Raw genomic sequence first — 251 nt, forward strand, 5'->3', positions numbered from 1 at the left:
ACTCAGTACACTCAAGAACAACAAAATCCATATGTACCGCAGCGCACCCAAGAACAACAATATCAACAAAATCCATACACAACTCAGCCACAACAACCGCAATACCAACAACAAATGTATCAACCAAGCTACGATGCACGTGTCTCACCGCCAGCACCGCCAACTATCGATCCTACGCAACCGCAAATTTTACCGCCTGGACCAACATTCGATATTACACAGCCACAAATTTTACCACCAGGACCTATTAC

The 251-nt window shown here is 45.0% G+C and carries 1 pseudogene; it reads left to right on the top strand.

Going from position 1 to position 251, the window contains the following annotated elements:
• Positions 1 to 251: pseudogene (locus JDS92_RS30330) on the top strand (hypothetical protein); the annotation flags it as partial.

The organism is Bacillus cereus group sp. N12 (assembly GCF_016483575.1).
In the GTDB taxonomy this organism is placed as follows: Bacteria; Bacillota; Bacilli; order Bacillales; family Bacillaceae_G; genus Bacillus_A; species Bacillus_A toyonensis.